The sequence below is a fragment of the Billgrantia montanilacus genome, from assembly GCF_003336675.1.
Taxonomy (GTDB): domain Bacteria; phylum Pseudomonadota; class Gammaproteobacteria; order Pseudomonadales; family Halomonadaceae; genus Halomonas; species Halomonas montanilacus.
This window is the reverse complement of sequence record NZ_QPII01000008.1, coordinates 14507-33591: the sequence shown is the minus strand read 5'-3', so window position 1 is coordinate 33591 and position 19085 is coordinate 14507. Positions and strand designations below refer to the sequence as shown.

Annotated in this window: 19 protein-coding genes; 12 read left to right on the top strand and 7 right to left on the bottom strand. The window is 64.9% G+C overall.

The window, feature by feature from the left end:
• Window positions 1-39: 39 nt before the first annotated feature.
• Window positions 40-1533, bottom strand: coding sequence for an L-piperidine-6-carboxylate dehydrogenase (gene amaB, locus DU505_RS12045; protein WP_114479238.1), 1494 nt, complete (start codon window positions 1531-1533; stop codon window positions 40-42).
• 123 nt (window positions 1534-1656) lie between these two features.
• On the opposite strand from amaB, the gene DU505_RS12040 reads away from it, so the two are divergent.
• Window positions 1657-2586 carry a LysR family transcriptional regulator gene (locus DU505_RS12040; RefSeq protein WP_114479237.1) on the top strand — a complete coding sequence of 310 codons (930 nt, stop codon included), beginning with the start codon at window positions 1657-1659 and terminating at the stop codon, window positions 2584-2586.
• Between the two features lie 57 nt (window positions 2587-2643).
• Here DU505_RS12040 and DU505_RS12035 read toward each other — a convergent pair whose 3' ends face one another.
• The 3 genes from DU505_RS12035 to DU505_RS12025 form a co-directional block, all read right to left on the bottom strand.
• Window positions 2644-3078, bottom strand: a complete 435-nt coding sequence (locus DU505_RS12035) for a hypothetical protein (RefSeq protein WP_114479236.1) — start codon at window positions 3076-3078, stop codon at window positions 2644-2646.
• 168 nt (window positions 3079-3246) lie between these two features.
• On the bottom strand, window positions 3247-4302 hold the full coding sequence (locus tag DU505_RS12030; RefSeq protein ID WP_114479372.1) for a TRAP transporter substrate-binding protein: 1056 nt from the start codon (window positions 4300-4302) through the stop codon (window positions 3247-3249).
• Window positions 4303-4376: 74 nt separating this feature from the next.
• Window positions 4377-6719 carry a cytochrome P450/oxidoreductase gene (locus DU505_RS12025; protein ID WP_114479235.1) on the bottom strand — a complete coding sequence of 781 codons (2343 nt, stop codon included), beginning with the start codon at window positions 6717-6719 and terminating at the stop codon, window positions 4377-4379.
• 184 nt (window positions 6720-6903) lie between these two features.
• Between DU505_RS12025 and DU505_RS12020 the strand changes: the two genes are divergently transcribed.
• The 5 genes from DU505_RS12020 (at window position 6904) to DU505_RS12000 (ending at window position 11276) form a co-directional block, all read left to right on the top strand.
• Window positions 6904-7581, top strand: coding sequence for an IclR family transcriptional regulator (locus tag DU505_RS12020; RefSeq protein ID WP_114479234.1), 678 nt, complete (start codon window positions 6904-6906; stop codon window positions 7579-7581).
• An 88-nt stretch (window positions 7582-7669) separates the two neighbouring features.
• Window positions 7670-8701: an aspartate carbamoyltransferase gene (gene pyrB, locus DU505_RS12015; RefSeq protein WP_114479233.1), complete on the top strand. Its 1032-nt coding sequence runs from the start codon at window positions 7670-7672 to the stop codon at window positions 8699-8701.
• A gap of 183 nt (window positions 8702-8884) precedes the next feature.
• Entirely contained in the window at window positions 8885-9532 is a 648-nt protein-coding gene (locus DU505_RS12010) for a hypothetical protein (RefSeq protein ID WP_114479232.1), read from the top strand.
• Window positions 9533-9799: 267 nt separating this feature from the next.
• Window positions 9800-10555, top strand: coding sequence for an ABC transporter ATP-binding protein (locus DU505_RS12005; RefSeq protein ID WP_114479231.1), 756 nt, complete (start codon window positions 9800-9802; stop codon window positions 10553-10555).
• Window positions 10548-11276: an ABC transporter ATP-binding protein gene (locus tag DU505_RS12000; protein WP_114479230.1), complete on the top strand. Its 729-nt coding sequence runs from the start codon at window positions 10548-10550 to the stop codon at window positions 11274-11276. The genes DU505_RS12005 and DU505_RS12000 overlap by 8 nt, the downstream gene beginning before the upstream one ends.
• Before the next feature lie 6 nt (window positions 11277-11282).
• Here the strand turns inward: DU505_RS12000 and DU505_RS11995 are convergent, their stop codons facing one another.
• Complete coding sequence (locus tag DU505_RS11995; protein WP_114479229.1) at window positions 11283-12128, bottom strand: helix-turn-helix transcriptional regulator; 846 nt, start codon at window positions 12126-12128, stop codon at window positions 11283-11285.
• Between the two features lie 107 nt (window positions 12129-12235).
• Between DU505_RS11995 and DU505_RS11990 the strand changes: the two genes are divergently transcribed.
• The 6 genes from DU505_RS11990 (at window position 12236) to DU505_RS11965 (ending at window position 17997) form a co-directional block, all read left to right on the top strand.
• Window positions 12236-13465: an ABC transporter substrate-binding protein gene (locus DU505_RS11990; protein WP_114479228.1), complete on the top strand. Its 1230-nt coding sequence runs from the start codon at window positions 12236-12238 to the stop codon at window positions 13463-13465.
• Between the two features lie 73 nt (window positions 13466-13538).
• Window positions 13539-14426, top strand: a complete 888-nt coding sequence (locus DU505_RS11985) for a branched-chain amino acid ABC transporter permease (protein WP_114479227.1) — start codon at window positions 13539-13541, stop codon at window positions 14424-14426.
• 2 nt (window positions 14427-14428) lie between these two features.
• Window positions 14429-15412, top strand: a complete 984-nt coding sequence (locus tag DU505_RS11980) for a branched-chain amino acid ABC transporter permease (RefSeq protein ID WP_114479226.1) — start codon at window positions 14429-14431, stop codon at window positions 15410-15412.
• Window positions 15413-15428: 16 nt separating this feature from the next.
• Complete coding sequence (locus DU505_RS11975) at window positions 15429-16256, top strand: phosphoenolpyruvate hydrolase family protein (RefSeq protein ID WP_114479225.1); 828 nt, start codon at window positions 15429-15431, stop codon at window positions 16254-16256.
• Between the two features lie 21 nt (window positions 16257-16277).
• Window positions 16278-16718 (top strand): SRPBCC family protein, encoded by a 441-nt coding sequence (locus DU505_RS11970; RefSeq protein ID WP_114479224.1) that lies wholly within the window; start codon window positions 16278-16280, stop codon window positions 16716-16718.
• Window positions 16719-16776: 58 nt separating this feature from the next.
• Complete coding sequence (locus tag DU505_RS11965; RefSeq protein WP_114479223.1) at window positions 16777-17997, top strand: Tm-1-like ATP-binding domain-containing protein; 1221 nt, start codon at window positions 16777-16779, stop codon at window positions 17995-17997.
• 35 nt (window positions 17998-18032) lie between these two features.
• On the opposite strand, the gene ruvX is transcribed toward DU505_RS11965, so the two are convergent.
• Both ruvX and DU505_RS11955 read right to left on the bottom strand, forming a co-directional pair.
• Window positions 18033-18488 carry a Holliday junction resolvase RuvX gene (ruvX, locus tag DU505_RS11960; protein ID WP_114479222.1) on the bottom strand — a complete coding sequence of 152 codons (456 nt, stop codon included), beginning with the start codon at window positions 18486-18488 and terminating at the stop codon, window positions 18033-18035.
• Window positions 18488-19060: a YqgE/AlgH family protein gene (locus tag DU505_RS11955; RefSeq protein WP_114479221.1), complete on the bottom strand. Its 573-nt coding sequence runs from the start codon at window positions 19058-19060 to the stop codon at window positions 18488-18490. Before DU505_RS11955 ends, ruvX begins: the two co-directional genes overlap by 1 nt.
• Window positions 19061-19085 lie beyond the last annotated feature (25 nt).

The following is a 19085-nucleotide window of genomic DNA, read 5'->3' as shown; positions in this document are numbered from 1 at the left end:
GCAGGCCACGGTACCGAGGCCGGATGGACGCCGCCCGGGTCAGTCGAACCGGATGCCCTGGGCCAGGGGCAGCTCGCGGGAATAGTTGACGGTGTTGGTCTGGCGGCGCATGTAGCTCTTCCAGACGTCCGAGCCTGACTCACGCCCACCGCCGGTCTCCTTCTCGCCGCCGAAGGCGCCGCCGATCTCGGCGCCGCTGGGGCCGATATTGACGTTGGCGATCCCGCAGTCGCTGCCCTGGTCGGAGACGAAGGCCTCCGCCTCGCGTACATCGGTGGTGAAGACGCACGACGACAGGCCCTGGGGCACGCCGTTGTTCAGCGCCAGCGCCTCGTCGAAGTCGCGATAGCTCATGACGTAGAGAATCGGGGCGAAGGTCTCGTTCTTGACCAGCTCGTCCTGGCCTGGGACCTCGACGATGGCCGGTGCCACGTAGTAGCCGTTGGGGTAGGTCTCGGCCAGCTGGCGTTCGCCGCCGAATACCCGGGCACCCTGCTGGCGAGCCCGATCCAGGGCGGACTGCATCTGATCATAGGCCTGGGCGTCGATCAGCGGCCCGACGAGATTGCCCGCCATGGGGTCGCCGATGCTGATGCCCGTGTAGGCCGTCTTCACCCGCTCGAGCACCTCGTCGCGAATGGACTCATGGACGATCAGGCGGCGCAGGGTGGTGCAGCGCTGGCCGGCGGTACCCACGGCCGAGAAGAGAATCGCGCGCACGGCCATGTCCAGGTCGGCGCTGGGCGCCAGGATCATAGCGTTGTTGCCGCCAAGCTCCAGGATGCTGCGCCCGAAGCGGGCGGCAACCCGCGGCGCGACCTCGCGGCCCATGCGGGTGCTGCCGGTGGCGCTGATCAACGGCACGCGGGGGTCGTCGGCCAGCCGCTCGCCGGCCTCGCGGTCGCCGAGAATGACCTGGCTGAGATCCGCCGGGGCTTCGTCGCCGAACTCGGCCATGGCGCGCTCGAGCAGGGCCTGGCAGGCTAGCGCGCTGAGCGGGGTTTTCTCGGAGGGCTTCCACAGCAGGCTGTCGCCGCACACCAGGGCCAGGGCGGCGTTCCAGGCCCAGGGGGCGACCGGGAAATTGAAGGCGGTGATCAGGCCGACCGGGCCCAGCGGATGCCAGCTCTCACGCATATGGTGGCCGGGGCGCTCGGAGGCGATGGTCAAGCCGTAGAGCTGACGCGACTGACCGACCGCCAGGTCGCAGATGTCGATCATCTCCTGCACCTCGCCGAGGCCTTCCTGAAGGATCTTGCCGCACTCCAGGGTCACCAGGGTACCGAGGTCTTCCTTGTGGCGACGCAGCTGCTCGCCGAACAGGCGGACCAGCTCGCCACGGCGCGGCGCCGGCACCCGGCTCCACTGCTCGAAGGCGTGCCGGGCTCGGGCGATACGGGACTCGACCGCATCCGCACCCTCGAGGGCGATGCGGCCGATCTCGGCGCCGTCGGTAGGGGAGGTGACGGGGTAGTCGCCTTGGCGGTACAGGGCCTCGGGCACACCAAGGCGCCCCATGACGGCATCGATCATTCTTCCTCCTCCTGCGACTCGTTATGAACATGATGATCGCAAGCAGTATTGCCGTCGTGATTGACCTGCCTCAAACGACGTTTTATACGAAGGTCATTCCTTTTTTTCCGATTGGGTACTGATATGAGCCGCCGCCACCTGCCGACCCTCACCGCCATGCAGTGCTTCGAGGCTTCGGCCCGCCACCTCAGCTTCACCCGCGCGGCCGATGAACTGAGCCTGACCCAGAGCGCGGTCAGCAAGCAGGTGGCCCAGCTCGAGTCGGTGCTCGAGCATCCGCTGTTCCGCCGCGTCCGCAAGCGACTGCAGGTTACCCCCGAGGGCTCGCTCTACCTCACCGAGGTGCGCAAGATCCTCGCCCAGGTCGAGATGTCGACCCGCTACATGCAGTCCTACGGCGGCCAGAGCGAGGTGCTCAACGTCACCACGCTGCCGACCTTCGGCGCCCGCTGGCTGATCCCCCGGCTCAATGGCTTTCGCTTCCGCCATCCCAATGTCTACCTGAACATCAGCAATCGGATGGAGCCATTCGACCTCGAGGAAGAGCGCGTCGATGTCGCCTTCTTCTTCGGCCATGGTGCCTGGCCGAAGGCCGAGTGCATCAAGCTGCTCGATGAGGAAGTCGTGGCTGTCTGCGCCCCATCGGTGGTGCCGGAGGGCGGGATCGGGGATCCCCTGGCGCTGACCGAACTGGTGCTGCTGCAGAGCGCTAGCCGTCCGGAGGCCTGGCACGACTGGTTTGCCGCCCAGGGGGCCTATACCGAGCACAGCTATCACGGCCCACGATTCGATACGTTCTCCATGTCGCTACGGGCAGCCCGGGCGGGTTGCGGCGTGGCGCTGGTGCCACGCTTCCTGGCCGAGGAGGAACTGAAGGCAGGGCAGTTGATCATTCCTTGGGCGTTCTCGCTGACCAGTCGCGATGCCTACTACCTGGCCTACCCCGAGTACAAGGCGGAACAGGCCAAGGTGAAGGGGTTCATCGATTGGATCCTCGAGCACCTCGACGCGCAGGCCAAGGAAACCGATGCCAAATGGCCTGCCGGCGCGTAACGCCAGCAGCCACTTAGCAGGAATATTTGGAATGGAATCGTTGAATCGGCCTGGCCTTCAGGTCAGCTCGGCCTGGCGATCGAAGGCCGCGGCGTTGGGGCAGAAGGCGCGGCACTCATCGACGTCAGCGTCGCGGCGCATGGCGTGCCAGCAGTAACCCGCCACCGGACAGGCGTTGCAGTTGCCACGCAGGCTCGGATAGCTGACATGCGCGGCAACGGTCGACTTGTCCAGGCCGAAACGCTGCAGCATGGCCGGCATCAGGGTATCGGCCGGCACGAAGGCGCGATAGCCGCCACGGTCAAGATGCCTCGCGACTTCACGTTCGAAAGCGGGCTCGAGAGGCGTCTTGAGGTCCTTGAGCATCTCGCTATAGGCACCGGGCGATTCCGCCTCGATCTCGCGCACCAGCCGAGGAGTGGTGGCACGATAGGTGCGCTCACAGAGACGATCCCACCATGAGCTCCGCGATGACTTCGGTGTGTGATTCATGAGGACTCTCCCGTCAGGTACGTTTCCGACAGTATCGTCCCCTGGCCTCCTCCCGACATTGACACGGGTCAAAATAGTTTCAAATGAAACAAATTGGGTTGGCGACTGCCGTAACGCAGCAAGCACGGCCATGGGCCGTGCTCGCAGGTCGTTCGCTGGCTAGCCGAATCAGGCCTCGGGGTCGATCACCTCGTCGGCGGCGAGCCCCTCTTCCTCGCCGACCGCCTCGAGCTGCTCAAGGAAGTAGGCACGGGCCGCCTCCCCGTCGACGCCCTTCTGTTCCGCCTCTGCCTTCCACTTGCCCGGCAGTTCCGCCGCCATCTGCTGGAAGCGATCGACCTCTTCGGCCGGCAGCTCGATGAAGGTGTTGCCCTGCTGTTCGGCGAACTCGATGCCGCGCACGTCGACCACGTCCATCATGTAGCCGAACAGGCGCGACAGCCGCTCACCGGAGACGCTCTCAATCGCCTCGCGATCCTCCTCGGAGAGCGAGGCCCAGGTGTCGGGGTTGATCACCAGCGAGAAACTGCCGCGATAGAAGCCGCCCGGCATCTGCACCGTGTAGGGCAGCACTTCGGCGAGGCGGAAGCTCTTGAGGCCCTCCAGCGTCAGCATGGCGCCATCGACGACGCCCTGGGTGGCGGCCTCGTAGGTGCCCGCCGGGGGCAGCGCGACGCCGGTGAGCGCCAGGGCGTTGGAGATGTCGGCCATCACGCCGCCGCCGATGCGTACGCGCTTGCCGTCGAGGTCATCGAGGCTGTCGATCGACTCGTCGAGGAACAGCGTGCCCGGGCCGTGTACCCCAAGGCCGATCACCTCGACGCCGCGATGCTCGCCGGCCTCGGCGAAGTACTCGTTATGGGTCCGCCAGTAGGCCACCGAGGCATGCTCGGACGGAAAGTCCTCGAAGGTGGGCAGCTCGGGCAGCTTGGTCAGCTCGAAGCGCCCCGGCATCAGGCCGTGGAACAGCCAGGTGACGTCGGCCACGCCATCGGCGATCAGCTCCATCTGCGCTCCCGGCGGGCCCATGTCGTGCACCACGTTGACGGTGACGCGGCCTTCGGTGGCCTCCTCGACCCAGCTGGCCCAGGTCGGCCAGACGATGGTGTTGACACCATGGTTGGGCCCGGCCCAGGTGCTGACCTGCAGCTCGGTGGCGGCGGCGCCCTGGAAGGCGCCGAGAGAGAGCGCGGTGAGTGTCGTCAGTGTCGCGAGTTTGTGCATTTTCATTGTCGTTCCTCGTGAGTCCCGATGGTCAGGGTTGGCGTACGTTATTTCTGCGTTATGGTTTTTCTGGGTCAAAGGGCCAGCACCAGCTTCTTGCCTTTGGCTCTCGAACAGCAACTCATCAGCCGATCCTCGCTGGCCCGCTCGGCGGCGGTGAGCACCTTGTCGCGGTGGTCGACCTCGCCCTCGACCACCTCGACCTGACAGGAGCCGCACAGGCCCTCCTCGCAGTCGCTGGGTACGTCGATCCCGGCGCTGCGCAGGACCTGGAGCAGCGTCCGGTCCGGTGGTACCTCCACGGTGAGTTCGGAGTCGGTGAGCACGACCTGGAAGGCGTGCTCGTTCTTCGGATCGAGCAGCGCACCCTCGGCCGTGAAATGCTCCACGTGCAGGCTGCCTTCCGGCCAGTGGGCGGTGCCGGCCTCCAGCGCCGAGAGCAGCCGCTCTGGGCCGCAGGCGTAGAGCAGGGTCTCCTCGCAAGGCTCGGCGAGCAATTCGGACAGGTCGAGCCGCTGATTTTCAGCCTTGGGATAGAGCCGCAGCGACTCGCCGTGGTCGCGCTCGAGCCGTTCGATAAAGGCCATGCTGGTACGTGAGCGCCCCGCGTAGTGCAGCTCATAGGACTTGCCCAGCCGCCTGAGGCGGTCGGCCATGGCGATGATCGGGGTGATGCCGATGCCGCCGGCGATCAGCAGGTAGTGCTGTGCCGATTCGTCGAGGCGGAAGTGGTTCTTGGGCCCGCGCACGCGCAGCTCGATGCCCTCACGGACCGACTCATGCATCCAGCGCGAGCCGCCGCGGCCGGCCTCCTCGTTCAGCACGGCAACGCGCCAGTCGCCGGCATCTGGCGGGCCGCACAGCGAATACTTGCGCGCCTCGCCGATAGGCAGCACCACGTCGAGGTGGGAGCCAGGTGTCCACGCCGGCAGGTCGCGCCCGGCGGGGTCGGTCAGGGTCACGCCGAGCACGCCCTCGGCCTCTGGCTCGGCGCGGGCCACGCGAACTCGCCGCACGATACTGTGGGCTTCCGGCGCCCCCACCGGAAAATCGTGCTGGGCAGTGCGCACGGCGGGATCTTGCCGCTCGGGGTTCTTTGCCGGGTCCCAGCGCACCCAAAGCGCCTCGGGGCCGCGGAATGAGGTATTGGGCAGGAAGGTGAACGCCTGCTCCTCGAGTTCCAGGTGCGGCAGCCGCCGGGTGAACTCCTCGAGGAAGATGCGCATCTCCATGCGCCCCAGGTTCTTGCCCATGCACTGGTGGCTGCCGTAGCCGAAGGTCAGGTGGTCGACGGCATTGTCGCGGTAGATGTCGAGCTCGTCGGGGTTCTCGAAGTGGCTCGGGTCGTGATTGCCCGAGGCAGTGACCATGAGGATCTTGCCGTCCTCGGGAATGGTCACACCGCCCACCGATACCTCTCGGGTAGCGCGCCGCCGCCAGGCCACCACCGAACCGGAGTGGCGCAGGCACTCCTCGGCCGCCGCGGGGATCAGCTCGGGGTTGTCGCACAGCTCGTCCCACACCGCCGGGCGCGAGAGCAGCTGACGGAAGGCGTTGGCGGTGGCCAGCGCCGTGGTCTCGTGGGCCGCGACGATGATCGCCATCATCATCGAGTGCAGGTAATTGTCGGTGACGACATCGGGCTTCTGCCGATTCTTCTCGATCATGTCGTACATCCAGCCCTTCCCCTGGGTCTGGCGCTGCATCTTCTCGAGCACCTCACCGGAGTACTGCCAGAACTTGCCGACGCCCTCGGCTACTTCAACCTGCTGCTCGGGCGAAGGCCGCCCCCAGGTATTGAGCGTATGGGCCACCGAGAAACGGCGCAGCTGTTCCATGTCCTCCTCGGGCACACCGAGGAAGTGCAGCGCCACGGTAAGCGGGACCTCCCAGAACATCTCGGCGACCAGGTCGGCGCGGCCGCGGTCGACGATGGCGTCGAGCTTCTCGCGCACCAGGCGGCGCACCATGGGCGCGTGGGCCTCGAGCGCCTCGGGGGAGAAGGCCTCGAGCAGCTCGCGGCGCCGCGCCATGTGCGCCGGTTCATCCTCGTTCACCAGGGTACGGTTCATGCCGTAGTCGTAGCGTTCGAGCACCGCCTGGGCCTCTTTGCTCGCCGGGGTGATCTTCTCCAGGGCGATCGACGGCGAGAAGGTGTGGTTATCGCGGAAGATCGCCTTGATGTCGTCGTAGCGGCTCACGATCCAGTAGCCGAGCCTGGGGCTGTAGAAGACCGGCTCCTGCTCGCGGGACCAGCGCAGCGCCTCGGCGGGGTCGAGCTGATAGGGCGCCTCGAAGGGGTCGAACTCCGCGGCACGGGGCGAGACGGGGCAACCCGTGGGCGATACCGCTTCTTCCTGGCTCGCCTGATGGAAGGGGCAACCGCCCGCTTCGGCACGATGGGAAACTGGCGTCATGGTGGCTCCAGGTGCACGGTCTGGTTTTTCGACGGCGTGTGCTATTGTTAATTTACTTTTATCGCACACATGGTATCGTTTAGCGAACTCAGTGGAGAAAATAGGCAGTTTCTCGTGTCACGTCAAACCCGGGTGCCGCTGCGCTACCATTGCAGTGCCACTCGCCATCCGAGGTACCGCGCCGATGTCCACTACCCTGCAGACCCTGGATCGTGGCCTGAACGCCCTGGCACTGATCGCCGAGCACAGCGAAGGCATGACGATTGCCGAACTCGCCAGACAACTGGACGTCCATCGCGCCATCGCCTATCGCATCGTCGCCACCCTGGAGAGCCACGCCCTGGTCACGCGCACCAGCGAGGGGCCGATTCGCCTGGGGGCGGGTGTCGCCCTGCTCGCCTCGCGTTTCGAACCACAGCTGCGCGCGGTGGCCCAGCCGCTGCTGCAGGCGCTGGCCAAGGCGACCAGGGCCACGGCATTCATTTCGGTCGCCCAGGGAGAGGAGTGCGTGGTGCTCCTGGTGGCCGAGCCCGACGAGGGGCTGCTGCGGGTCGGCTATCGTGTGGGCAGCCGCCACCCGTTGACCCAGGGAGCGGCTGGGATTGCCATCCTGGCCGGGCGCCCACCCCGCAAGGATGACAGCGAGGCGGTGCGCCAGGCCCGTACCGACGGCTTCAGCCTGACGCGTGGCCAGCTTCAGCGTGGCGCCGTGGGCGTGGCCAGCGCCATCGCCACCCCCCAGTTCCGTGCCGGTGTGGAGGCGTGTATCGGCGTGGTGGCCATGGACGACCTGGATACCGAGCGGGCGAGCCACGAGGTGGTCACCCATGCGCGCCACCTCGCGGAACTGATCGGCCAGTAACCGCTGATAGTCAGCGACATTCGCTCGTGATGCGGACCGCGTGGAGGGTTACACTACGGCCATTCCCGCTGCCAAGCCGAGGCCTGTGATGAGTCCCCATCTGCTCTCCATCGACCCCCTGACCCGAGACCATGTCGATCACCTGCTGCGTGTCGCCGCGCGCATGGAGCCCATCGCCCAGCGGCGGCAGGTCACCCGGGTACTGGAGGGGGCAGTGCTCGGCAATCTCTTCTTCGAGGCCAGCACCCGGACCCGGGTCAGCTTCAATGCGGCCTTCTGCCGGCTGGGCGGCAGCGTCTGCGACACCACCGGCTTCACGTTTTCCTCCATGGCCAAGGGGGAGTCGCTCTACGACACCAGCCGGGTGATGAGCGGCTACTGCGACGCCATCGTCATGCGCCACCCGGACCAGGGCTCGGTGGCCGAGTTCGCCGCCGCCACTCATGTGCCGGTGATCAACGGTGGCGATGGCCCCGGCGAACACCCCAGCCAGGCGCTGCTCGACCTCTACACCATCGACAAGGAGTTCGCACGCCTGGGCAAGAAGCTGTCAGGGTCCCATATCCTGCTGACCGGCGACCTGAAATACGGGCGTACCGTCCATTCGCTGATCAAGCTGCTGTCACTCTACGACCCGATGCGCATCACCCTGGTCTCGCCGCCGGGCCTGGAGATGCCGAGCCATGTGATCGACCGGGTCGTCTCCCGGGGCCACCGGGTCGAACAGCGCGACAGCCTGGCCTGCGACTTCTCCGACCTGGACGTGGTCTATACCACCCGCATCCAGAAGGAGCGCTTCACCGAGGAGATGAGCGAGAGTTTCGCCGGGGTCTCGCAGGACTTCAGCGTGGGCCGCGACTTCCTTGATGCGCACTGCAACGACACCACCATCGTCATGCACCCGCTGCCCCGTGACAGCCGGCCCGGCGCCAACGATCTCAACGTCGACCTCAACGGCGACCCGCGTCTGGCGATCTTTCGCCAGACCGACAACGGCATTCCCATGCGCATGGCGATCTTTGCCGCCCTGCTCCGGGTGGAGGACCTGATCGAGAAGGACCTGCGCCCGGTGCGCTGGTTCGTGCCCGAGCGGGTCGGCGTGGACGACGCCGATCACTAGCGCGGTGCGTACAGCGTTGGTCAGCGCTATGCTGATCGCAGCCGAGGAATGTGCGAAGCTAAGGGCAGCCTTGGCGCTGCCACCCCCATGACGACAGAGCTGGCGCCACTTGCAGCTAGCCACCAAGCGTTCGACAACAACAGGCGTTGCCGGCCGGCAACCCGGAACAAGGAGACGTTACGCATGAACCTGCATCGCGCGTACATTTTACTGGCGGTTTTCTACAGCGTGCTGGTGCTGTTGGGAGCCATTGCCCTGCTGGTGGGCGGGGGACCGCTGTGGGCCCTGATCTCTACCGGCGTGGGCGTCCTGGTGGCAACGGGGCTCTGGGGCCACACCCTCGGCAAGCCCTTCCTCAATCCACGCATGTGGCGTCCGCTGGCCGGCCTGCTCGCCGTCGGTATCGTCGTGCAGCTGCTCGCGGTATTCACCGGTGGGCTGTCCGGTGGCGAGCTGACCTGGGTGCTGAGCGGTGCCATCTTCTCCGTCCTGCCGATCATCATGCTCTACCAGTATGGCAACCGGGATCAGGAGGTCTGGGCCACGCCGGAGGAGCGCGAAGGCGGCAAGATGCTGGGTGAGATGCTGTCGAAGCAGCGAGAACTGGTGCTGGAGAAGCAGGAGGCCGACAGCCAGGCCAAGGTCAAGCTGACCAAGGCCGGTGATACCTACCGGGCCAGCGTCACCCGTGGCCGCGGCGCCCAGGTGGAGCAGTTCGAAGAGACGTTCTCCTGCCCCGCCACCCTGGCCTTCTTCGTCATCAAGTACACCTGCATCTCGGTCAGCGATATCGCCGCCCACTACGATGAGGAGCGGGTGCTGACGACCTGAGCCGGCTACGACCGAGCTCTTCCCTTCAATCCCGCCGATGTGCATCGCATATCGGCGGGATTTGCCATTGTCTGCTACCCATCCATCCACATACCGGTCTGGTTTAACCAATCCAGGTAGAACCTGGACAGCAGCATGTGGTTTTTGGACAGGCTAAAGTGCCCCGTAGCCATGGCCCTATTCCCCGTGAAGACCAAGACTAGATAGAGGGCAGCACGACTCCGCCCAGGGATCCGACTCCAATAACAACGCCAAGCGGAGCACTCCATGGCAGAAGCAATCGTCGAAACCGCCAACCTGACCAAGAGCTTCAAGGGTTTCAAGGCGGTTCATGGCATATCCATGCGCATCGAGACCGGCACCATTCATGCCATGATCGGGGCCAATGGAGCAGGCAAGACCACCTGCTTCAATCTGCTCACCAAATTCCTCGAACCCACGTCGGGAACGATCCGCTACCAGGGTCAGGACATCACCCGGCTCAAGCCGGACCAGATCGCTCGCCGGGGAATGGTTCGCTCGTTTCAGATCTCCGCCGTTTTCGGCAAGCTGACGACCCTGGAAAACGTCAAGCTGGCGCTACAACGGCAGCGTGGCGAGTCCTACGATTTCTGGCGCTCCCACCACCGCCTGGATCATCAACGACAGCGGGCCCTGGCCCTGCTCGAAGACGTCGGCCTGGAAGAGTGGGCGGATACGCCCGCAGCCGAACTGCCCTACGGGCGCAAGCGTGCGTTGGAGCTCGCCACCACCCTGGCGCTCGACCCAGAGGTGATGCTGCTCGACGAACCGCTCGCCGGCATGGGCACCGAAGACGTGGGGCGAACCGCCGAGCTGATACGCAGCGTTGCCAAGGGCAGGACCGTGCTGATGGTGGAGCATAACCTGGGCGTGGTGGCCGATCTCTGCGACCGCATTACCGTACTGGCCCGTGGCGAGGTGCTGGTGGAGGGCGATTACGCCACGGTCTCGCAGGATGCACGCGTGATCGAATCCTATATCGGAGGCGCCCGCCATGACTGATGCAGCGGCTGTCCGTGTCCCCCAACCCATGCTTGCCATACGCGACCTTCACGCCTGGTACGGCGAGAGCCATGTGCTGCATGGCATCGACCTGGAGGTGCCGACGGGGCAGGTCGTCACCCTGCTCGGCCGAAACGGCGCAGGCAAGTCCACCACGCTGAAATCGATCATGGGCATCGTGCCTCGACGCCGCGGCAGCATTTGCCTGCAGGGCACCGAGACCATTGGCCTGCGCCCCTACCACATCGCTCGCCACGGCGTGGCCTTCTGCCCCGAGGATCGCGGCATCTACGCCACCCTGGACGTCAAGGAGCACCTCGAACTGCCGACGCGAGTCGACGACAGGGGGTTGAGCACGGCTGAGGCCCTGGATCTCTTTCCCAACCTGCGTGAACGATTGCACAGCCCCGGCACCAAGCTCTCTGGCGGCGAGCAGCAGATGCTTGCCATCGCCCGCATTCTCCGAACCGGTGCGCCTTTACTGCTGCTCGACGAGCCCACCGAAGGGCTGGCTCCCAGCATCGTCGAGCAGATCGGCGACATCATTCAACAGCTGAAGGCGCAGGGCTACACCATCTTGCTGGTGGAGCAGAACCTGCGTTTCGCCATGGACGTTGCCGACCAGTTCTATCTGATCGACCACGGCCAGGTGGCAGCTCACTACGACCGTGATGGCATCGAGCGCGATGTCGATGCACTGTTGGCGCGGCTCGGCGTCTAGCCGGAGTTACTCGCGGGTGTGCAGGCGGAAATGTGACGGCGAGACACCGTTCATGCGCTTGAAGGTCTTGGAGAAGGCGAAGGGGCTCTGATACCCCACCCGCCCGGCGATCTCCTCCACCGGGAGATCGCTGGTCGCCAGCAGATGCGACGCGTGCTGCATGCGCAGCTGCGTCAGCTGCTGCATGGGGCTGCGGCCGAATACCTTTCGGCTGATACGGCGCAGATGTTCGGTGCTGACATGGGCGATCTCCGCCATCTCCTCGATGGTCCACTGGCGCTCCAGTGTCGGCATTATCGCATCGAAGACGGCGACGATCCGCGGATCGCGCCGCCACGGGTCGGCAAAGCGGGCGATGTAGCGCTCGATGGTATCGACCCACATGACGCAACTGGCCGCATCCCCCTTGCCCTGAAACACCTCGCTGTAGAGACCCAGGATGGCGTACTTCATGGGCTCGGGATCGAAGTCCTGCATGATCGGCGCGATGGTGCCCACCACCGAGCGTGGTGCGCTGGGCAGATAGCGCAGCCAGCAGTACTGCCAGCGCTTCTCCGGTACGGCGTGGAAGGCATGCAGCGCGTGGGCCGGGGCGAAGGACATCATGTTGCGCCGCATGGTGCACCAGCGCCCATCGAGCAGCATGCGCCCTTCGCCGCCCAGAGAGCCGTGGATATAGGCACCGCTCAGGCGGGTGCGCACGATGCGGTAGGGCACCGCAGCATCACCGAAGCCAACGTGGGAGATATGCCGCTGCTCGAGGACGGGACAGTCCGCGGCGCGCACTATCCACTGCTGGGTATCGTCGCCAACTATGTGTGTTTCGGATAGCTGTTCGTGTTCTGCAGCCATGGCGCAATCGCTCTTTATGGCCCTAACTGATAATGGCAACGGAAAATAACCACGTTCGAGTCAGAGCAAAGTACAACAATAACTTCCCATGAGAACAGGAGAAAACAATGCCAGCTAAAAACTCCTTGAAAACGCTGATGGTGTCTTCAGCCGTAGTCAGCCTGGGGGGCCTCGCCAGCGGCATGGCGAGCGCCGACTATTCCGACGATGTGGTGCGAATCGGCGTGCTGACGGACATGTCGGGTATCTACACCGACCTCTCCGGCGAAGCGGCGGTGGAGGCCGTGCGAATGGCCGTCGAGGACTTCGGTGGCGAGGTGAACGGCGTACCCATCGAGGTCATCTATGGCGATCACCGCAATCGCGCCGACACCGGTGCCAGCCGTGCACGAGAATGGTACGACAGCGAGGGCGTGGACATGATCAACGATCTGTCCAACTCCGGTGTCGCGCTCGCCGTGGCCGCCGTGGCCGACGAGCAGCAGCGCCATGCCATTTCCAACTCGGCGTCCAACATCGGGCTGACCAACGACTACTGCTCGCCCTACGTTACCCACTATACCTATGACGCCTACTCACTGGCGCACGGCACCGGCAAGTCGATCGTCGAGGACGGTGGCGATACCTGGTTCTTCCTCACCGTGGACTTCGCCTTCGGCATCGGGCTCGAGGAGCAGGTTTCCAACGTGGTACGCGAGGCCGGCGGCCAGGTGGTCGGCGCCGCACGCCACCCACTCGACACCACCGACTTCTCCTCCTATGCCCTACAGGCCCAGGCCTCCGGCGCCGAGATCATTGGTATTGCTTCCACCGGTGCGGATGCCATCAACGCCATCAACGCCCTGGCGGAATTCGGCGTCACCCCGGATCAGCGGCCGGCTGCCCTGCTGCTTTGGTACGACGACATCGTCAGTCTGGGTCTCGAGACCGCCCAAGGCCTGCTGCTGACCAACGCCTTCTACTGGGACGCCAACGAGGAGACTCGCGAATTTTCCCAGCGCTTCCATGAGCGCACCGGGCGAATGCCCAACATGGCCCAGGCCGGCAACTACTCCTCGACCATGCACTACCTGAACGCCGTAGAGGCCGCCGGTACCGACGATGCCGACGCCGTCTCCGAGCAGATGCGACAAATCGAGATCAACGATTTCTTCGCCTCTGGCGGCTATATCCGCCCCAACGGCCGCATGGTGCACGACCAGTACCTGTGGGAGGTGAAATCCCCCGACGAGTCGGAGTATGACTACGACTTTCTGCGCCTGGTAAAAACTATTCCCGGCGAAGAGGCCTTCCAGCCGCTGGAAGCCAGCACCTGTCACCTGCTCGATAACGATTGATGCGCGACTGCGTGCCCGGCCTCGGCCGGGCACCACCACTCTCTCTTACCGTTAGCCTCGCGAGCACGTGATCATGGATATTTTCGGTATTCCCATTCAGGCCCTGCTGGGGCAACTCATGCTGGGCATCGTCAATGGCTCCTTCTATGCCGTACTCAGCCTTGGCCTGGCGATCATCTTCGGCGTCCTCAAGATCGTCAATTTTGCCCACGGCGCCTTCTTCATGCTGGGTGCCTTTGCGGCCTTCCTGCTGGCCCAGTACATGGGCGCCAGTTATTGGCTGACGCTATTCATCGCGCCACTGGCCGTGGCCGTGTTCGGCATGCTGTTCGAGTTCCTGTTCCTGCGCCGGCTCTATGGACTCGATCCAATCTACGGGTTGCTGCTGACCTTCAGTCTGGTGCTGGTATTGGAGGGCGGCTTCCGGGTCGCCTTCGGCTCCTCCGGCCAGCCCTTCGCCACGCCGGAGCAGCTGCGCGGAACCATCAACCTGGGCTTCATGATCCTGCCGATCTATCGCGGATTCGTGATCGTCTCGGCACTGACGCTGTGCCTGGCCACCTGGTTCATCATCGAGCGTACCTCGCTGGGCGCCAGCCTGCGTGCCGCCACCGAACGCTCCGAGCTGACCCAGGCCTTCGGCATCAACGTGCCACGCCTGATCACGCTGACCTATGGCGTGGGTGTGGGGCTGGCGGCGTTTGCCGGTGTGCTGGCCGCGCCGATCTTCCATGTCAATCCCTCGATGGGATCCAGCCTGGTGATCATCATCTTCGCCGTCGTGGTCATCGGCGGGCTGGGATCGATCATGGGCGCCATCGTCACCGGCCTGGGGCTTGGCGTCGTGGAGGGCTTCACCCGGGTCTTCTACTCGGAGTTCTCGTCGACCATCGTCTTCCTGGTCATGGTGCTGGTACTGCTGCTACGGCCGGCCGGCCTTTTCGGCAGGGAGGAGGGCTGACCATGCGTACCCTTTCCTTCGCTGCGATCGCCGTCGTCCTGCTGGCGCTGCTGGCCGTTCCCTTCGTACCCCAGCTCATCTATTCCGTCTTCGTCATGAAGATGCTGTGCTTCGTGCTGTTCGCCTGCGCCTTCAACCTGTTGCTGGGGCACACCGGCATTCTTTCCTTCGGCCACGCCGCCTTTTTCGGCACCGGTGCCTACGTCACCGGGATACTGGTCAAGGAGTACGGCGTTCCCACCGACCTGGGTATCCTGGCCGGCGGCCTGGTGGCGGCTGCTCTCGGTACGATCATTGGCGCACTGGCCATTCATCGCAGCGGCATCTACCTGGCCATGATCACTCTGGCCCTGTCGCAGCTGGTTTTCTTCTTCTTCCTGCAGGCGCCCTTCACCGGCGCCGAGGACGGCCTGCAGCGGATTCCCCGCGGCACCTTCCTGGGTGTGATCGACCTGCGCAACGACACGGCGCTCTACTACGTGGTGTTGGGCATCGTCGGTGCCGGCCTGTGGCTGGTGTGGCGAACCGTCAATTCCCCGTTCGGCAACGTGCTGCGTGCCATTCGCGAGCATGAGCCCCGCGCCATCTCGCTGGGCTACCCCGTGGCCCGCTACAAGGTGCTGGTGTTCACCATCTCGGCCGGCCTCGCCGGAATCGCCGGCTCGCTCAAGGCGATCGTCTTCCAGCTCGCGGCGCTCTATGACGTGCACTGGCACACATCGGGCGACGTCATACTGATGACCCTGCTGGGCGGCATGAATACGGTCTTCGGCCCCGCCGTGGGTGCCGCCCTCGTCTCCGCACTCAACCACTATCTCGACCCCTTCGGCGCCTGGGTCACGGTGATCATCGGCCTGGTCTTCATGACCTGCGTGCTCACCTTCCGCCAGGGCGTGGTGGGTCAGCTCAATCAGTGGTTCAGCTCTCGTCGTGCCCCTATACCTTCAGCCAAGGGCCAGCCTCGTTCACATGCCCATCAGCAATAACAAGGAGAAACTCGCCATGCCCCCCTTCGACCGCAACACCCTCATGGCCCGCTTCCAGGAAATGGTCGCTCGCGGCCAACCGATCATCGGCGGCGGCGCCGGTACCGGTATCTCGGCCAAGTGCGAGGAAGCCGGCGGCATTGACTTGATCGTGATCTACAACTCGGGGCGCTACCGCATGGCGGGGCGGGCCTCTTCCGCCGGCCTGCTGGCCTACGGCAACGCCAATCAGATCGTGCAGGAGATGGCGCTGGAGGTACTGCCGGTGGTCAAGCACACCCCGGTGCTGGCCGGCGTCAACGGCACGGATCCCTTCGTGATCATGCCCAAGCTGCTGCGCGAGCTGAAGGAACTGGGCTTCTCGGGGGTTCAGAACTTTCCTACCGTGGGCCTGATCGACGGTACCTTCCGCGTCAGCCTGGAGGAGACCGGCATTACCTACGGCAGCGAAGTGGACATGATCCGCCTCGCCCACGAGATGGACATGCTCACCACACCCTACGTGTTCTCGGCCGACGAGGCCGTGGCCATGGCGGAGGCGGGCGCCGATATCATCGTGGCGCACATGGGCGTGACAGTGGGCGGCACCATCGGCGCCGAGTCGGCCAAGAGCCTCGACGAGTCGGTGCGCTTGATCGACGAATGGGCCGAAGCGGCCAGGCGCGTGCGTCGGGAGGTGATCATCCTCTGTCACGGTGGCCCCATCGCCACCCCCGAGGACGCCACCTATGTCATGAAACAGAGCGAGCACTGCAACGGGTTCTACGGCGCCAGCAGCATGGAGCGCCTGCCCACGGAAATCGCGCTCACCGAACAGATTCGCCGGTTCAAGGCCATTGCCTGATCGACTCAAGGAGACGCCACCATGACCAGGGTCTACGTCAGCGCCGTCATGCCCATCACCCTCGAGCAGGCCTGGAGCGTGCTGCGCGATTTCAACGGCTTGCCGGACTATCACCCCTTCTTCGCCAAAAGCGAGATCGAGGAAGGCAGGCCCGCCGACCAGGTCGGCTGCGTACGCCATTTCCACGACCACGATGGCAATCACATCCGCGAGGAGCTGCTCTCGCTCTCGGACCGCGACCACCTCTGCTGCTACCGGATCCTCGAAGCCCCTGCCCTTCCTGTACAAGGCTACTTGGCGGAAATGCGCCTCAAGCCGATCACCACCAGCGGCCAGTGTTTCGGCGAATGGTGGGCGGAGTTCGAGGTCGCAGAGGCTGATCGCGAGGATGTCATGCAGCGGGTGTCGGACACCTTCCGGCTCGCCTACGAAGGGGCCACCGAGCGCTTTGCCAAGGGCTGATAGGCCCCGATCCGAAAAACAACGAGGCCAGCGCGACGAACGCTGACCAGGAGGCACCATGGGACAGAAAGCCTTCATCATCGGCACCTGTGATACCAAGGCAGAGGAGTTGCGCTACCTTCGCGAGCTGCTGCAGGCTGCGGGCGTCGAAGCCTTGATCGTCGATGTCGGCACCAGCGGCGGCGCTGCTCCCGACGCAGACATTCCCGCCAGCCAGGTGGCTGCCTGCCACCCCCAGGGCTCGCAGGCGGTCTTCGTCAATGACCGGGGTCGCGCCGTGGCGCATATGGCCGAAGCGTTGCGCAGACTGCTGGCGCAACGCGACGACGTGGGCGGCATCATCGGGATCGGCGGCTCCGGCGGCACGGCCCTGATCACGCCGGCCATGCGCGACCTCGACATTGGCGTGCCCAAGGTGATGGTCTCCACCATCGCCTCGGGCAACGTGGCACCCTATGTCGGGCCCAGCGATATCGCCATGATCTACTCCGTGACCGACGTGGCGGGGCTCAACCGAATCTCGCGCCGGGTTCTGGGCAATGCGGCCCATGCCCTGTTCGGCATGTTGAAGGGAAGGATACCCGAGGTTGTCGAAGACAGGCCGGCGATCGGCCTGAGCATGTTCGGCGTAACCACCCAATGCGTGAACAGGATCACCGAGGCACTATCGCCGGACTACGACTGCCTGGTCTTCCATGCCACCGGTACCGGTGGGCGCTCGATGGAGAAGCTGGCCGCGAGCGGCATGCTGAAAGGGCTGCTGGATATCACCACCACCGAAATCTGCGACCTGCTGATGGACGGTATCTTCAGTGCCGGTGAAACACGGCTGGACGTGCTGGCGCAGACCGACCTGCCTTACGTGGGCTCCTGCGGCGCTCTCGATATGGTCAATTTCGCCGGCCCGGAAACGTTACCGGAGAAATACCGACAGCGGCTTGTCTACGAGCACAATCCCCAGATCACCCTGATGCGCACCACCCCCGAGGAGAACGCGCAGATGGGGCGCTGGATCGGGGAAAAGCTGAACCGTTGCCAGGGGCCGGTGCGCTTCCTGCTCCCCGAAGGCGGCGTCTCGGCACTGGATGCGCCGGGACAGCCTTTCCACGACCCGGAGGCAGACGCCGCTCTGTTCGCGGCCCTGGAAGACACCGTACGTCAGACGCCCGAGCGTCGGCTGATCCGCTGCCCCTGGCATATCAACGACCCGGAATTTGCCGCCGCGGCCGTTGCGGCGTTTCACGACCTGATGTGTAACCGGCCAATACTCCAGGGGTAACGCAATAAAGGGGACGCGATGGGGCCGGCCTGCGCTCAACTCGCCGGCAGCCCCTCCTGGCGGGCGAACCAGCTTTCGAGTATCAATACCGCCGCGATGCCGTCGACGCCGTCGTCGCGATAGCTCTTGTCACGGTCGCGCAGGTGTCCCGCCTCGCGGGCGATGGCCTTGGCCTCGCGGGTGGAGCCACGCTCGTCGACCATCTCGCAGGGCTTGCCGTAGCGGCCGTAGAGCCGCTTGCCGAACTTGCGCGCACGCAAGCTCATCGGCGACTCGGTGCCGTCCATGTTGAGCGGCAGCCCCACCACGAACAGGTCCGGCCGCCACTCTTCCACCAGGCGCGTGACCCGGTTCCAGTCGGGAATGCCATCGCGGGCCGGCAGCGGGTCGAGGGGGCGGGCACTGGCGATCATCTCGTTGCCCACCGCCACGCCGATGCGCCGGGTACCGAAGTCGAAGGCCAGGATCAGGCGCTTGCCAGCCTCGGCCATTACGAGTGGCCGGCTTCCCGCGACATCAAATTTAGGTCCACGCCGAGGATACCGGCGGCGGCCGTCAGGCGCTGCTCCGGCGGCACCTCGAAGAGGATGTCGGCGCGCCCTTCCACGGTCAGCCAGGCGTTGTCGAGCAGTTCGGCCTCTAGCTGTCCCGCCTCCCAGCCGGCACAGCCCAGGCAGACGAGGAACTCCTTCGGTCCGCGGCCGGACGCCAGCGCCAGCAGGATATCCATGGAGGTGGTCAGGGCGATATCGCTGTCCACCTGAATACTGGAATCCCAGCCTTCGCTTGAACCACGATGCAGGATAAAGCCGCGATCCTTGTGCGTGGGACCGCCGTAGTAGACCGGTGCATTGCGGTGTGGGCTCTCCTCCGCCTCCAGCTCCAGCTGCTCGAACAGGGCATCCAGGCTGATATCCAGCGGCCGATTGACGATAACACCCATGGTGCCATTCTCGTCGTGGTCACAAAGGTAGCTGAGAGAACCGGCAAAATTCGGATCTTCCAGATGGGGCATCGCCATCAAAAAATGGTGTTTCAAGCCTAAGCTTTGCGCTGATTGCATGTGACTCCCGGACGGCAGGCCCTGC